Annotated in this window: 12 protein-coding genes; 3 read left to right on the forward strand and 9 right to left on the reverse strand. The window is 60.3% G+C overall.

The window, feature by feature from the left end:
* Window positions 1-5 precede the first annotated feature (5 nt).
* Entirely contained in the window at window positions 6-548 is a 543-nt protein-coding gene (locus QP999_RS08620) for a hypothetical protein (RefSeq protein ID WP_230307856.1), read from the forward strand.
* Between the two features lie 30 nt (window positions 549-578).
* Here QP999_RS08620 and QP999_RS08625 read toward each other — a convergent pair whose 3' ends face one another.
* Together QP999_RS08625 and QP999_RS08630 are read right to left on the reverse strand one after the other, a co-directional pair.
* Complete coding sequence (locus tag QP999_RS08625; protein WP_154761972.1) at window positions 579-1,316, reverse strand: DUF2785 domain-containing protein; 738 nt, start codon at window positions 1,314-1,316, stop codon at window positions 579-581.
* Between the two features lie 222 nt (window positions 1,317-1,538).
* Window positions 1,539-3,170 carry an ABC-F family ATP-binding cassette domain-containing protein gene (locus tag QP999_RS08630; protein ID WP_284848085.1) on the reverse strand — a complete coding sequence of 544 codons (1,632 nt, stop codon included), beginning with the start codon at window positions 3,168-3,170 and terminating at the stop codon, window positions 1,539-1,541.
* A 161-nt stretch (window positions 3,171-3,331) separates the two neighbouring features.
* Here QP999_RS08630 and QP999_RS08635 point away from each other — a divergent pair, with 161 nt between their 5' ends.
* Window positions 3,332-5,344, forward strand: coding sequence for a fructose-specific PTS transporter subunit EIIC (locus QP999_RS08635; protein ID WP_070683039.1), 2,013 nt, complete (start codon window positions 3,332-3,334; stop codon window positions 5,342-5,344).
* On the opposite strand, the gene QP999_RS08640 is transcribed toward QP999_RS08635, so the two are convergent.
* The 7 genes from QP999_RS08640 to QP999_RS08670 are packed head-to-tail and all read right to left on the reverse strand — an operon-like array spanning window position 5,341 to window position 11,616.
* Window positions 5,341-5,766, reverse strand: coding sequence for a metal-sulfur cluster assembly factor (locus QP999_RS08640; RefSeq protein ID WP_070524254.1), 426 nt, complete (start codon window positions 5,764-5,766; stop codon window positions 5,341-5,343). The genes QP999_RS08635 and QP999_RS08640 overlap by 4 nt on opposite strands.
* Complete coding sequence (gene sufU / locus QP999_RS08645; RefSeq protein ID WP_070564486.1) at window positions 5,767-6,216, reverse strand: Fe-S cluster assembly sulfur transfer protein SufU; 450 nt, start codon at window positions 6,214-6,216, stop codon at window positions 5,767-5,769. It abuts the gene before it with no gap.
* Window positions 6,213-7,460, reverse strand: a complete 1,248-nt coding sequence (locus QP999_RS08650) for a cysteine desulfurase (protein ID WP_144675725.1) — start codon at window positions 7,458-7,460, stop codon at window positions 6,213-6,215. Before QP999_RS08650 ends, sufU begins: the two co-directional genes overlap by 4 nt.
* Before the next feature lie 60 nt (window positions 7,461-7,520).
* Window positions 7,521-8,279 (reverse strand): Fe-S cluster assembly ATPase SufC, encoded by a 759-nt coding sequence (gene sufC / locus QP999_RS08655; protein ID WP_070524257.1) that lies wholly within the window; start codon window positions 8,277-8,279, stop codon window positions 7,521-7,523.
* 27 nt (window positions 8,280-8,306) lie between these two features.
* Complete coding sequence (gene sufD / locus QP999_RS08660) at window positions 8,307-9,497, reverse strand: Fe-S cluster assembly protein SufD (RefSeq protein ID WP_284848086.1); 1,191 nt, start codon at window positions 9,495-9,497, stop codon at window positions 8,307-8,309.
* Window positions 9,498-10,943, reverse strand: a complete 1,446-nt coding sequence (gene sufB / locus QP999_RS08665; RefSeq protein WP_070524260.1) for a Fe-S cluster assembly protein SufB — start codon at window positions 10,941-10,943, stop codon at window positions 9,498-9,500.
* Between the two features lie 22 nt (window positions 10,944-10,965).
* On the reverse strand, window positions 10,966-11,616 hold the full coding sequence (locus tag QP999_RS08670) for a helix-turn-helix transcriptional regulator (RefSeq protein ID WP_246816447.1): 651 nt from the start codon (window positions 11,614-11,616) through the stop codon (window positions 10,966-10,968).
* Window positions 11,617-11,814: 198 nt separating this feature from the next.
* Here QP999_RS08670 and mptB point away from each other — a divergent pair, with 198 nt between their 5' ends.
* Entirely contained in the window at window positions 11,815-13,578 is a 1,764-nt protein-coding gene (mptB, locus tag QP999_RS08675) for a polyprenol phosphomannose-dependent alpha 1,6 mannosyltransferase MptB (RefSeq protein WP_070683033.1), read from the forward strand.

Genomic DNA, 13,578 nt, shown 5'->3' on the forward strand with positions numbered 1-13,578 from the left:
TCCGATTGGCAAAGTATGAACTTAGCCTCTACCGCGATTTGTGGCTTTGGATACGCGGCGAGACTTTGCTGCCTGCCGGTGCTCAGGCACTTCCCCACCCTCCGGGCAGGCTGCAAATACTTGGTTTTGTCACCGCGGTGTTGGTGGTTGAAATGGTAGTCGTCCACCTGATTCTCCCCACAGGTGTGGTGCGGGTTGTGGCGCTACTGCTGTCACTGTGGGCCATCATCTTCGTGTGGGGGTTGATTGCCGCTGAGCGCATTCGCCCCAGTTATATATCCGACGATGTTACCGTTTTGCGGCGCGGAAGAACTGTCTTCGCTGAGATACCAACTGCCATTGTGCAGAATAAGAGCGTTGACCGCAGTTTTGCCTCAGAGATCGAAATACGCGATGGCGAGCTGACAGTAGGCGGCCCCGCAGGCACGGACACCCTCCTGCAGCTGAGCGCGCCTGTTATGGCCACTCCGGATCGCTATCCCTGGCAGCGGCCCCAGCCGATGGAGGTTGATAGGGTGCGCTTCTTTAGTGCTGCGCGCGAACATTAAATGGCGCTTTCACTGGTGGAAAGAGAATACTTATGCGCCGGCGTTGCGAAGTTTCTCTTCGAGTTCCGCTATTAGAGGTAGTGCTAGTTGCGCGCGGTCAACGTCGATTCCCCATTTCTCGGGTTCACTACGCACCATGTGCGCTGTGGCAGTGAGAAAGCGGGCGAAGTTTTCCACTACCGCGCGATTACCATTGCGCACTCCCTCGTTGAGGACTGTATTGCTCAGGCGCTCAGTCCATATTTCTAGAATGTGCGGCGAGGTGCTCTTAGCAATCGCCGTGCACGCAGCACGCGCTAAGCGTTCTGCCTCATCGTCGTGCCACACTCCCCCTGGGACGCGCAGGCGGCAAGAAATAATTGCCGCGCCTTCCACGGCAGGAATCATCCCCATGCGCACGCAGGTTTCCACGTAGTCCGCGCCGTAGCCGACCGCCATGACGTGTCCGATGTCCTTGACTACGCCACGCGTGTCTTCTTCAGTGACATACCATGCGCGGAAGGTGAGATAGTCCTCGTAATGAAAGTGGCCAGACTCAGCGAGAACAGTGAGTAAACGCGCGGCCATGACCTTGGTCCACACCTTGTCCGTGCGCAGGTAACCGGTGAGGCGATCCCGGACCTGGTCGATGTGGCCATCCCACTGACCTGACTCAATACCTTCCTTAAGCTCGGCAAAGGCCCAGTCCACACGGACTTCAGGCCGCTTGCTCACCAAACCGGTAAGCAGTGGTTCAATGACAGAATCGAGGGTATCGGTGTGGCTCATGGCTTCAGTCCTCTCCTGCTGCAGCACGGCTGGGGTCGTAGCGCTACTAGACCCTTGTGCGTGGGATGCCGGAAGGACCCAAGAAAAGAGCCTTGAGCGGTGCGTGAGTGTGCCCCCGATTCTAGCGCACTATAGGTTTTATGGAAGGCCACGAAGTACCACGGTGACCAGAAGAACATAGAGCGTTGCCGTTGCCGATTCTGGGGCTAGGAGCTAGCCCCCCTAGGCTAACTCAACGATCTCCATGTATTCGTCGTTCCACAGATCCTCGTCGCCGTCGGGCATGATGATGACACGCTCTGGGTTGAGGGCCTTTACCGCGCCTGGATCGTGGGTTACCAGAACCACGGCTCCGGTATAAGTACCGAGCGCATCGAGAACCTGCTCGCGGGACTGGGGGTCGAGGTTGTTCGTGGGCTCGTCGAGAAGCAGCACGTTTGCGCGCGAGGACACCAGCGTCGCCAGAGAAAGTCGAGTTTTCTCGCCACCGGAGAGCGTGCCGGCGGGCTGCTCCAGCTTGTCCCCGGAGAACATAAAGGCGCCGAGCAGACCACGCAAATCCTGCTGGCCTGCATCGGGGCAAGCCTCGATGGTGTTTTCCCACACGGTCTTGTCTGGGTCAATGTTGTCGTGTTCCTGGGCAAAGTAGCCGATGCGCAAACCATGGCCGGAGACAATACCGCCCTCACCGTCGGTGCGCTCCACGCCGGCCAGCAGTTTCAGCAGGGTCGTCTTTCCGGCACCGTTATAGCCCAGCACGACGACGCGCGAGCCCTTGTCAATGGCCAAGTCCACGCCGGCGAAGACCTCGAGCGAGCCATACATCTTGGTCAGGCCCCTCGCGTTCATCGGGGTCTTACCGCAGGGAGCCGGCTCCGGGAACTTGATGTGGGCAACCTTGTCAGCCACACGCACGTCATCGAGCTCGTTCATCATGCGCTCAGCGCGGTGCAGCATCTGCTTTGCTGCCGCGGCCTTCGTGGCCTTAGCACCGAGCTTTGCGGCCTGCTTGTGCAGGGCGGCCGCCTTCTTCTCTGCGTTGGCGCGCTCACGGCGGCGGCGGGCCTCATCGGTCGCGCGGGCATCAAGGTACTTTTTAAAGCCCATGTTGTAGACATCCGCCTCGGCGCGCACGGCGTCGAGGAACCAGACCTTGTTGCAGACGGCCTCCAACAGGTCCACGTCGTGCGAGATCATGATGAGCCCGCCCTCATGCTTGGACAGGAAGCCACGCAGCCAGGTGATGGAATCTGCGTCGAGGTGGTTCGTGGGCTCGTCGAGAAGCAGCGTGGTCTGGGACTTACCGGAGCCAGCTGACGCCGCGAAAAGAATCTGCGCTAACTCCACGCGGCGGCGCTGGCCACCGGAGAGCGTCTTGAGCTGCTGATCTAGGACGCGCTGCGGGAGGCCAAGGTTGTCACAGATCTGCGCGCACTCGGAATCCGCCTCGTAGCCGCCGAGGGAATGATATTCCTCTTCCAAGCGGGAGAACTTGCGGATGGCCTTATCGCGGAACTTGTCGTCCGTTGCCGTCTCCATGAGCTCCTGCTGCTTGGCCATGCACCGCTTGATCTCATCCAAGCCGCGCGCAGAGAGCACGCGCTCACGCGCGGTCTGTTCGATGTTGCCCTCGCGAGAATCCTGCGGCAGGTAACCAATGGGGCCAGAGCGCGTTACCGAACCGCCATAAGGCTCGGTCTCCCCCGCCAAAATGCGCATCGTCGTGGTCTTTCCTGCGCCGTTGCGGCCGACCAGCCCGATGCGGTCACCCGGCTGTACGCGGAGGTGCTGGCCGGGGGCGTCGAGAAGCGTGCGTGCGCCCACGCGCACCTCGAAATCATTGGTCACAATCACGTCGAAACAGTCTAGCAACCAGGGCAGTTAAACCCGAACCAGCGGCAGGGCGCTGATCGACGTAAAGCTAACGGTACGGAGGATAAGTCATCTGGAAATTCGTGGCCCGGATTCGGCGCGCTTGACCTATACAAGATGAAAGATGTGCCTACATTGACATCATGAGTACATCAGCCACATCGAAACCGCCATTAATCCTCGCGATTACCGCCTGCCCAACTGGTATTGCGCATACCTACATGGCGGCTGAAAACCTCGAGGCCGCTGCCGCGGAACTTGGATACCGGATCAAAGTTGAGACCCACGGCTCAATCGGTGTCGAAGGCACCTTTAGCGCTAAGGACATCGAAGAAGCCGATGCCATCGTAATTGGCGCCGACACTGTGATTGCCAAGGATCGTTTCCGCGGCAAGCGCTTGGCAGCAACGGGCGTCGATGAAGCTATTAAGCACCCAAAGGAGCTCCTCCGCCGTTCGCTGTCCGCGTCGAAATGGGAAGAAAAGCCTTCCGCCGAAGAGCCAAAGGGCTCTCAGCGCGAGGACAGCTCCGGTAACTCCAATGGCGTGCGCGCAGTGGGACAGACTCTCTACAAAGCGCTGATGAACGGCGTATCCCACATGATCCCGTTCGTGGTGACCGGCGGTCTCCTCATCGCAGTAGCACTGTCAATTGGAGGAACCCCGACGCCCGAAGGCTTGGCAATTCCCGAGGATTCCTTCTGGAATACGCTGAACGAGCTGGGTGGTTTGGCCTTTTCACTCATGGTGCCGATTCTTTCCGGCTATATCGCAGTGGGCATTGCGGACCGTCCTGGGTTGGCGCCTGGTCTGATTACTGGCCTCATCGCTACGACTGGATCACTCTACGGATCTGAAGCCGGTGCCGGGTTCTTGGGAGGTATCGTCACCGGCATCCTGTCCGGCTATGTGGCGCTTGGAATCAAGAAGATTCCGGTGAACAAATACATTGCCCCGATTTGGCCGATCATCGTTATCCCGATTTTCACCACCCTCATTGTGGGTCTTATCTTCATTTACCTGGTCGGCTCACCGATAGCTGGCGCATTTGAAGCCATGACCGAGTACCTCGCAGGAATGCAAGGCTCCTCTGTCGTTGTGCTTGGCCTCGTTATCGGCGCGATGATCGCGTTTGACATGGGCGGCCCCTTCAACAAGACAGCGTTCCTCTTTGGTGGAGGCATGATTGCCGCTGGTAATGCAGCCCCTATGGGAATGGCCGCTACTGCTATCGCTGTACCGCCATTGGCGGTGGGCGCTGCCACCCTTGCCCGCCGTGCCTGGTTTAATAAGGCCGAAAAAGACGCCGGTATCGCCGCGCTTTTCATGGGGCTATTCGGCATTACGGAAGGCGCAATTCCTCTTGCCGCTGCACGCCCTCTGCAGGTCATTCCGGCGAACGTCATCGGCGGTGCGGTTGCCGGTGGCCTAGCAGGCGCATTCGGAGTTAAAGACCATGTCATGCACGGCGGCCCCATTGTCGCAGTGCTCGGTGCTGTCGACAACGTCGTGGGCTTCTTCGTGGCATTGCTTATTGGCGTTGTCGTCTGTGCATCAGTCATGCTCCTCTTAATCGCACTTACTCAGCATAAGAAAACGACAGAGAAGAATGAGAGCAAGAGCGACCAGGGCGCTGCGGACAAAGCTTCAGCAAACGCGGCGGAAAGCTCGCATCTGGGACAACCACTGCTGTCTATCGAAACGGTGAGCCTCGACCACAGTCTGGGCAGTACTCGCGACGAAACCATCGAAGCACTAGTGCGGCTAGTTTCTCCTCGCTTTGCTGATCCTTCTGCGGTGCTCACAGCGGCTCTTGAGCGCGAGACGAAGCACTCTACCGGCGTGGGCCATGGCGTGGCGATCCCGCATGCCCGTTCAGCTGGCGTGAAGGTTCCTACCTTGGCTTTTGCACGTCTTCCCGAAGCAATCACGTGGGCACAGGGTGAGGAGCCCACAACGATGGTGTTCCTCATTGCCGTGCCAGACGACGCCGGCAAGCAACACCTCAAGCTGCTTTCCAAGCTGGCGCGGGCAATCATGAAGGAGGACTTCCGCGCTCGCCTTCAGTCCGCTGCAACCCAAGAAGAAGCCGTCGATATCATCTCCTCGGCGCTGGATCCGGCGTCCTTGCCCACTGTGGGGCAGCGAAACGATTAGACCGCGAAGCCGAGGGCCTGGAGCATCTCGCGGCCCTCTTCGGTGATCATGTTCGGGCCCCACGGCGGCATCCACACCCAGTTGAGCTGGACGGCGTCGGCAAGCTTGTTGCCCACGACGACGTCGTCGATCTGCTCACCGATGACGTCAGTCAGCGGGCACGCCGGGGACGTCAGCGTCATGTTGATGACGCAGGTGTTCTTGCCGTCAATGTCCTCGAGCCAGAGGTCGTAGACCAGGCCCAAGTCAACAACGTTGATGCCCAGCTCCGGATCGATGACGTCCCGGAGGTATTCGGTGATGTCGAATGCCTTGGCAATCTGCTCTTCGGTCTGCTCAGGCTTTACACCGCCGCCGGCGAAGGAGGCGTTCTCGTCCTGATACGGGTCGGTCGGCTGGCTATCGTTAGTGGTATCCGCCATCTACTTCTCCAATTCAGTCAGCGCCTGCGCGGTGGCAGCCTGGAAGGCCTTCCACCCCAGCAGCGCGCACTTAACACGGGCAGGGAACTTGGCCACGCCGGCAAAAGCGACGCCATCCCCAATGATCTCGTCGTCTCCCTCAACTTCGCCGCGGGAAGTCACCATGCGGTCAAACTCCTCGAGCTTGGCGTTGGCCTCCTCCAACGGGATGCCTACGATTTCTTCCGCCATGACAGAGGTCGAAGCCTGCGAGATGGAGCAGCCTTCAGCGTCGTAGGACACGTCCTCCACAGTCTTGCCGTCGGCCGACAGCTTCACGCGCAGCGTGATCTCATCGCCGCACGAGGGGTTGACGTGGTGAACCTCAGCCTGGCCATCGCGCAGGCCGGAGAATTTCGGGTTCTTATAGTGGTCCAGGATCACATCCTGGTACATGGAATCTAGGTTCATTCGCTCACTCCAAAGAAAGCACGGGCAGCCCGCACCGCCTCTACGAGGGCGTCGACCTCGTCCTCAGTGTTGTACAGGTAAAAGCTAGCGCGTGCGGTCGAATTAGCCTTGCACGCGCGGTGCAGTGGCCACGCGCAGTGGTGACCAGTTCGGATGGACACTCCATGAGCGTCGAGCACCTGGCCCAAATCATGCGGGTGGATGCCCTCCACGATGAAGGAGACCGCTCCCCCGCGATCCTCAGTGTTTTCGGGGCCGATGATCCGTAGACCAGGAATCTCGGAAAGCTTGTCCAAAGCCAATGCGGTGAGCTTCTGCTCGTGGGCGTGGATGGCCTCCATGCCCACTTCGCTCAAAAACTTCACCGCGGCCCCCAGACCAACGACCTGGCTGGTCATCTGAGTTCCGGCCTCGAAGCGAGTCGGCGGCTCGGCAAAGGTCGAGCCCTCCATCTTGACCACCTCGATCATGGAACCGCCAGTAAGGAAGGGCGGCAGCTGTGCCAGCAGCTCCGCCTTGCCGTAGAGCACACCGACGCCGGTCGGGCCGCACATCTTGTGCCCAGAGAACGCGGCGAAGTCCACGTCGAGAGCGTGGAAGTCCACCGGCATGTGCGGAACGGACTGGCACGCGTCCAGAACCACCATGGCGCCTACAGCGCGGGCACGGCGCACCAGTTCCTCGACGGGGGCCACGGCTCCCGTCACGTTGGACTGGTGGGTAAAAGCCACGACCTTGACGGAGTCATCGAGCTCGAGCGAATCGAGATCAATGCGGCCGTCCTCAGTCATGGAGTACCACTTCAGCGTCGCACCAGTGCGCTGGCACAGCTCCTGCCACGGAACCAAGTTCGCATGGTGCTCCAATTCGGTGACGACGACGGTATCGCCCTCGCCGACATAAAGCTGACCCGCGCGCTCATCGCTAAGCACGTAGGCAACTTCATTCAACGCCTCAGTGGCGTTCTTGGTGAAGGAAATCTCATCGCGGTCCGCGCCAACGAAAGCGGCAATGGCCTGGCGGGCGGACTCATACGCGTCATCGGCTTCCTCCGCCAACTGGTAGGAGCCGCGGTGCACCGGCGCATTGGTGCCGAGTACGAACTCCTCCTCGGCCTTCCACACCGGGAGGGGACGTTGCGAGGTCGCACCCGAATCCAGGTACACCAGTGGCTTACCGTCGCGCACTGTGCGCGAGAGGATGGGGAATTGCTCCCTGATCGCATTAACGTCTAGTTCAGACATAGGTCCTTGTGCTCGGTTCTTTATCTCTTGCGTGTTGTGGTGTGTGCAGCCTGATGAGTTCTACTTGAGGAACTGCTCGTAGCCGTCCGCCTCAAGCTGATCAGCCAGCTCGGCGCCACCGGTCTTGATGACGTGTCCGTCTGCGAAGACGTGGACAAAGTCCGGGACGACGTAGTTGAGGATGCGCTTGTAGTGCGTGATGAGGAGGATGCCGCCCTTGGTTTCTTCCTGGTAGCGGTTAATCCCCTCGGAAACCACGCGCAGGGCGTCGACGTCCAGGCCGGAGTCGGTCTCATCCATGACTGCGAACTTCGGCTTGAGGATGTCCAGCTGCATGACCTCGTGGCGCTTCTTCTCACCGCCGGAAAAACCTTCGTTCACGGAACGGTGGGCGAAGGACTTGTCGATGGAGAGCTTCTCACGAGCTTCCGTGAGCTCCTTGTTCCACTCGCGCAGCTTCGGGGCCTCGCCACGAATAGCGGTCACGGCAGAGCGCATGAACTGCGACATCTTCACGCCCGGCACCTCGGTCGGGTACTGCATGGCGAGGAAGAGGCCAGCGCGGGCGCGCTCATCAACTTCCATCTCGAGGATGTTTTCGCCGTCGAGGAGCACCTCGCCCTCAGTAACCTCGTACTTGGGGTGACCGGCAATGACGTAGGACAGGGTGGACTTGCCGGAGCCATTGGGCCCCATGACGGCATGGGTCTCACCGGAGTTGATGGTCAGGTTGACGCCCTTGAGGATCTCCTTCGGCTCGCCGTCCTCCTCGTTGGGGAGCACCTGCGCGTGGAGATTCTTGATTTCCAAAGTAGACATTGAGTTGGTACCTGCTTTCGGGGAGTTTTAAGCGTTGATCTTGGCGAGCTCGTCGACGACGCGGGATTCCAGTTCCTCGCGCAGGGACTCGACCGGGATGCGTGAGATGACTTCGGAGAAGAAGCCGCGGATGATGAGGCGGCGTGCCTCGGCGGCCGGAATGCCGCGGGACATGAGGTAGAACAGCTCGAGGTCATCGAAGCGGCCCACAGTTGCGGCATGGCCGGCACCGACGATCTCACCGGTCTGGATCTCCAGGTTCGGGATGGCGTCTGCACGCGCGCCCTCGGTGAGAATCAGGTTGTTGTTCGTCTCATAGGTGTCCGTGTTGTTCGCGTTCTTGCGGATGAGCACGTCACCGACCCAGCAGGTGCGGGCCTCCGGTGTGCGGGAAGTGGAGCCAGCCTCGGCCTTCTGCGCGGCCGTAGCGCCCTGCAGCGCGCCCTTGTAGAAAACGCGGGAGCGGCAGTTCGGCACATCGTGGTCCACCAGCAGGCGGTTCTCGAAGTATTGGCCGGCGTCGGCGAAGTAGACGCCCAGCAGCTCGGCATCGCCGCCCGGGGCGTCGAAAACCACACGCGGAACGAGGCGCACAATCTCGCCGCCGAAGATGGCAGTGTTGTGGCGCAGGACGGCGTCGCGGCCCACCTTCGCAATCTGGTGGGACAGGTGGACGGCGTCATCTTCCCAGTCGGCGTCAACGACGACGGTGACGTGGGCGCCGTCGCCCAACACGAACTCAACATTGTCCGCGTGGGTGCCGGAGCCGACGTACTTGAGCACGATGGTGGCTTCTGCGTGGTGTCCCACGTGGATGGAGGTCGCACCAAAGGAGGTCACGCCCTCACCAGCACCGGTAATGGTGATCTCCACTGGCTTGTTCAACTGTGCCTCAGCGTCCACAGTGACAACCTGTGCCTCCGGCATGGAAGTCCAGGCCTGTGCGGCAACGCGGTCAGCAGGGGCGCCAGCGGTGCCGAGGCGGGCGTCGTCAGGCGCAACGGTTTCGGAGGTTACGCCTTCCGGAGCGGTGACGTCGATCTTCTGTGCGGTTGCCGGCGCAAACTCACCGTTGTGCAGGCCTCGCAGGTTGCGCAGGGCGATAAAGCGCCACACCTCATCGCGGCCATGCGGGACCGGGAAGTCCTCCACATTGAATGACGTGAACTGGTCACCCTTGGTGACGTCAGCAGGATTAAATTCGTTGGAAGCTACCACTTAGCCCACCGATCCTTCCATCTGCAGCTCGATAAGACGGTTGAGCTCCAATGCGTATTCCATGGGGAGCTCCTTTGCAATCGGCTCAACGAAGCCGCGCACGATCATCGCCATGGCCTCTTCCTCGGCGATACCGCGGGACATGAGGTAGAACAACTGCTCCTCGGAGACCTGCGAGACGGTCGCCTCGTGGCCCAAGGTGACGTGGTCGTTGCGGATATCGTTGTACGGATACGTATCCGAACGCGAGTTATTGTCCACCAGCAGCGCGTCGCACTCGACGTTGGCCGTGGAGTTGGCAGCATTGGCGTTGACCTGCACCAAACCACGGTAAGCGGCGCGGCCACCATTGCGGGCCACCGATTTGGACACAATGTTGGAGGAGGTGTTCGGCGCCATGTGGACCATCTTGGAGCCGGTGTCCTGCACCTGGTTGTCCGCCGCGAATGCCAGGGAGAGAACCTCGCCCTTAGCGTGCTCGCCGGTCAGCCAGCAGGAGGGGTACTTCATGGTGACCTTGGAACCGATGTTGCCATCGACCCATTCCATGGTGCCGCCCTCTTCCACCTTGGCGCGCTGGGTCACCAAGTTATAGACGTTGGTGGACCAGTTCTGAATGGTGGTGTAGCGGCAGCGGCCGCCCTTCTTCACGACGATCTCGATGACACCGGTGTGCAGTGAGTCCGAGTTGTAGATCGGAGCGGTGCAGCCCTCGATGTAGTGGACGTAGGCGTCCTCTTCCACGATGATGAGGGTGCGCTCGAACTGACCCATGTTCTCCGTGTTGATGCGGAAGTAAGCCTGCAACGGGATGTCCACGTGGACGCCCTTTGGCACATAGACGAAGGAGCCGCCAGACCAGCAGGCATTGTTCAGTGCGGAGAACTTATTGTCACCGGCCGGGATGACCGTGCCGAAGTACTCCTGGAGGATCTCCGGGTACTCGCGCACAGCGGTATCGGTATCGACGAAGATAACGCCCTGGGCTTCGAGGTCCTCACGAATCTTGTGGTAGACCACCTCGGACTCGTACTGGGCGGCAACACCGGAGACTAGACGCTTCTTCTCGGCATCCGGGATACCCAGCTTGTCGTAGGTCTCCTTAATGTCTGACGGCAGGTCATCCCAGGTTTGGGCCTGCTTCTCAGTGGAGCGGACAAAGTACTTAATGTTGTCAAAGTCGATGTCGGACAGATCCGGACCCCACGTGGGCACCGGCTTCTTGTTGAAAACGCGCAGTGCCTTGAGTCGGGACTCAAGCATCCATTCCGGCTCGTTCTTCTTCTCCGAGATATCGCGGACGACGTCTTCGCTCAAACCTCGGTGTGCTGCCTGGCCGGCCGCGTCCGAATCGTGCCAGCCGTAGTCATATCCACCGATGGAGGAGATGATCTCATCATCGCTCATCTTGGTCTCAAGCCCTGGTGCTGGTTGTGCCTGTGTCAAAGCCCGCTCCTTTCTATGTTGATTAGTCTCTTTCCCGTTCCACCGCAGACGGCGGGACAGGTTTTAAGGGGATATTCGTGGTGCAGATTCCGTGGCCATCCGCGATGGAGGCCAAGGGCTGCACATGTTTGCCTAATAGTGCGGAGAAAACTTCTTGTTCAGCTTCACACAACTCCGGATGCTCAGCCGCCACATGGGCCACCGGGCAATGGTGCTGGCAAATCTGTACTCCATTTCCCACCGATGTCACCGTGGCCGCATAGCCGTGTGCATCAAGCACAGCGGCTAGCTGGCGTGCCACCTCAGGTACGGATTCTTCTTCCTCAACCAAAGGGCGCACGTCTTCCACGAGCCGCTCGAAGCGGGCTTTGGCAAAGCGCCGGACCGCCTCGGGCCCACCCGCTTCCCGCAACGCGGTGAGTGCTTCCGCCGCCAGTTGGTCATAGGCGTGACCGAATTGGGCACGGCCTTGATCCGTGAGGCGAAAGTGCTTGGCGGGGCGACCACGGCCTGCCGACTGCCCGGGGCGGGCTGCTGGGCGGCGGTGTACAACCTCGGTGAGTCCTTCCTCCACCAAAATGTCTAAGTGCCGGCGTATGCCGGCTGCAGAGAGACCTAGGCGTTCACCTAAGTACGACGCCGTCACCGGGCCGTCCTTGAGAAGCAACAACATGACGTGGCGGCGAGTATCGCCCTCGGTCGAGCGAGTCTCCCTGGGTAACTCCTTCGTCACGGTGCACACCTCCTTGAGTGAATCATTCCCTGTTTAGACAACACTAGTGTTCCTTAATTCATTCCCAATTTCCACTCTTTCATTCGTGTCGCGGGCAGCTAGTTCCCGCTCACCACTGAGCCGCTAAGGTAGACAGTCATGAATATGGAACGCGACTACACCCGATCGGGGCGACTGCCCCGCGTCATCTGGGGCGTGCGCGATGAGCTTCCCCGCATGGGTGTTCCTGGTTCCCGTTCCGCGCTCCTTCACCAAGACTTCCCCGACTCCGCCGAGGGCGCAGATCACGCCGCGCTTGGCGACGCCCACCGCCGCACCATCTCCCAGCTGCGTACACTGTTCACGCTTCGCTGGCTCGGCACGATCGGCGCATTGCTCATTGCACTCGGCGGCCTGGGCGCCGGCGCGCTCCCAGTGGTGGGAAACCCGTATGAGTCCTTACCTTTCGGTTCACTCATGTCACGAATGCTGCAGTCCTCCTCCGCCATCGTGTTTATCGGTGTCGGTTTCATGGTGACCGCGTGGATTTGTATGGCCCCACTCGTGGGAGCACCACTGCGCCTGCGCAAGGCCGAACATAATCCAAAGCTAACGGGCGACGGGGAAGATACGAGGTTTAGCCACTCCCCCCGAGTGCTGACGCAAAGCCAGATGTGGCGAACCTGGCTGGGATGGGTACTTCCACTACTGGTCACCGCTCCCCTTTTCACCCAAGACATCTACTCCTACCTGGCCAACGGATCCATCGTGCTGCAAGGCCTCGATCCCTATTCCGCAGGCCCCGTGGAACTTTTGGGCGCAGATAATGACCTTGCCCGTTCGGTCCCTTTCATCTGGGCAAACTCCCCCTCCCCGTATGGCCCTGTGGCGTTAGGACTGGCCGCATTGGTCAGCTGGCTCACCCACGACTCCATCATCTGGGGTGTAGTCCTGCACCGAGTGTTTTCCCTCGTCGGCATTATCGCTGCTGGCTGGGCCATTTCACGTCTCGCCACCCGCTGCCGCGTGGCCCCAGAGGCAGCACTCTGGCTCGGCATCCTCAACCCCTTGACCATCCTTCACCTGGTAGGAGGCATTCACAATGAATCCTTCATGCTGGGGCTGGCTCTCGTCGGAGTGGAATTGGGTCTTCGGGCTGTCAACGATTCCCACGCCGCCCGTTGGCGGGTATGGGCACTGTTCATCGCGTCTGGCGTCCTCATTTCGTGCGCCGGCATGGTGAAGGTTACCGGCTTTATTGGACTTGGGTTTGTCGGGATGGCGGCTGCTCGCGGTCTCGTCGACAAGCACGGTGTGCCCGCCGTCCGGGCGGTCCTTGGCGCCGGTCTTGCCCAGCTGCTTCTGCTCGCCGTCTCTATTGCGGCAGTCACGATAGTCACAGGTATCGATATTGGATGGATCTTTGGTCAAGGCGGCGCGGCTACGATCCGCTCCTGGCTCTCTGCGACAACCTCCGTGGGCGTCGGCGCCGGCTTCCTCGGGATGCTGTTGGGTTTGGGTGATCACACCGAGGCCATTCTCAGCGTCACCCGCACTGTCGGCGTCATCATTGCCGCCGGTTTTATGCTCCGCATGCTGTATGCGACTTTCCGCGGAGCCATCCACCCGGTGGGCGGACTCGGTGTGTCCACCTTCGCGCTCGTGGTTTTCTTCCCCGTCGTCCAGCCTTGGTACATCCTGTGGGCGGTGCTGCCGCTCGCGGCGTGGGCAAACCGGCGCTTCTTCCGTATGGCGGTAATGATTTACTCCGGGTTGATGAGCTTCATCGTCCTACCGCGCGGGCTAGGCCTGCCCCCAGGCACGGTCTTCGTTATCTACTTGGCCGCTGTGGTGACGTTCGTAGCACTGATTGCTGCGGGGTGGGTTGCGTTGCGTCGAGCGGGCGTGCGTGTCTTAAACTAA

Origin of the sequence: Corynebacterium sp. MSK004, from assembly GCF_030232515.1 — a bacterium.
GTDB classification, from domain to species: Bacteria; Actinomycetota; Actinomycetes; order Mycobacteriales; family Mycobacteriaceae; genus Corynebacterium; species Corynebacterium hesseae.

What these genes read in the sequence shown, in the direction of transcription:
- QP999_RS08625 (WP_154761972.1), bottom strand. Translation starts at nt 1,316, where the DNA reads ATGAGCCACACCGATACCCTCGATTCTGTCATTGAACCACTGCTTACC.
- QP999_RS08670 (WP_246816447.1), bottom strand. Translation starts at nt 11,616, where the DNA reads ATGTTGTTGCTTCTCAAGGACGGCCCGGTGACGGCGTCGTACTTAGGT.
- QP999_RS08650 (WP_144675725.1), bottom strand. Translation starts at nt 7,460, where the DNA reads ATGTCTGAACTAGACGTTAATGCGATCAGGGAGCAATTCCCCATCCTC.
- QP999_RS08640 (WP_070524254.1), bottom strand. Translation starts at nt 5,766, where the DNA reads ATGGCGGATACCACTAACGATAGCCAGCCGACCGACCCGTATCAGGAC.
- QP999_RS08635 (WP_070683039.1), top strand. Translation starts at nt 3,332, where the DNA reads ATGAGTACATCAGCCACATCGAAACCGCCATTAATCCTCGCGATTACC.
- sufU (WP_070564486.1), bottom strand. Translation starts at nt 6,216, where the DNA reads ATGAACCTAGATTCCATGTACCAGGATGTGATCCTGGACCACTATAAG.
- mptB (WP_070683033.1), top strand. Translation starts at nt 11,815, where the DNA reads ATGAATATGGAACGCGACTACACCCGATCGGGGCGACTGCCCCGCGTC.
- sufC (WP_070524257.1), bottom strand. Translation starts at nt 8,279, where the DNA reads ATGTCTACTTTGGAAATCAAGAATCTCCACGCGCAGGTGCTCCCCAAC.